Annotated in this window: 1 protein-coding gene and 1 pseudogene; one reads left to right on the top strand and one right to left on the bottom strand. The window is 33.4% G+C overall.

The window, feature by feature from the left end; genetic code table 11:
- Window positions 1-48 precede the first annotated feature (48 nt).
- Window positions 49-312 (top strand): annotated as a pseudogene (locus D5R40_RS33265) (SAM-dependent methyltransferase); the annotation flags it as partial.
- Window positions 313-424: 112 nt separating this feature from the next.
- On the opposite strand, the gene D5R40_RS36795 reads toward D5R40_RS33265, so the two are convergent.
- On the bottom strand, window positions 425-598 hold the full coding sequence (locus tag D5R40_RS36795; protein WP_161564468.1) for an EF-hand domain-containing protein: 174 nt from the start codon (window positions 596-598) through the stop codon (window positions 425-427).
- Window positions 599-1,035: the final 437 nt, after the last annotated feature.

Below are 1,035 nucleotides of genomic sequence, written 5' to 3' on the forward strand. Positions count from 1 at the left end.
TACTTATTTAACTTACTAACTACCCCCTAAAACCGATCGCTTAATACTAAACCTGGCGGAATAGCAATTATTAGTTTTTCTAATCGGATGTTTTATCAGAAAGCTATTAGTGCTTGGCGAGATGGTTCGGAAAATGGAAGAGTAGAGTTAGTCAAGCGTTATTTTGACAGTGTAAAAAGTGCTAATGAAATTCCAGGTTTTAGTCAAGTAGAGGTAATTTATCAGAAGTCAAATGTACCTAGTTTTTTACAGATGTTCGGTTTAGGAGGAGGCGACCCTTTTTATGCTGTAATTGCTTATCGTCAGGTTTAGTATTAAGCGATCGGTTTTAGGGGGTAGTTAGTAAGTTAAATAAGTATTTTTTATAGGTAAAAATAAAGTTTTTTTTACTTACATTTTCTTTAACTATCTAACTCCTACCAGATCATCTTCTCTGATAATCTCTAATAATTTGTGGTGTTCCCTGAGTTAAATTACCCGCTCTAGCAAGATTCTGGAATATTTCCTCAAAATCGTCTTTTTCTACTACACCATTTTGATCGGCATCATAGACTTGAAACAGACCTGTCCATTTTTTTGTTTGTAATTCTGTCAGCATATTTTTGTTTTCCTTTATTCAAATAATTGAACCTAGATTTGTCCTTATTCCCATCAGGATTTATCAGACTATGGGGTTAAACAATTTGATACTATATCAGACTATAGTCGGGAAAGGGGGGTTGCACATTTATAGTTTATATAGCAGGGAACAGGGAACAGTAGGAAAAGCACTTCTTTGTTTAAGGTTGATCATCAGTCTATGTCAAACACCAACTCGTTCTTTGCTTTTTTTAAAAAAGAATAAATTGAAGTTCGCAATAAATATAAATCTAAAAGTATGATAAAAATAAGTAGTTCAGCATATACAGCAAATTTCAGGAAGCGTGAGGTACAGTTTTAGGTTAGTCTAGAATTTTTATTCATTCCCTATTCCCTGTTCTCTGTTCCCTGTTCCTTGTTCCTTAATACCATTCATAATTAATCATAGTGATTTCC

This window comes from Okeania hirsuta (assembly GCF_003838195.1).
Taxonomy (GTDB): Bacteria; Cyanobacteriota; Cyanobacteriia; order Cyanobacteriales; family Microcoleaceae; genus Okeania; species Okeania hirsuta.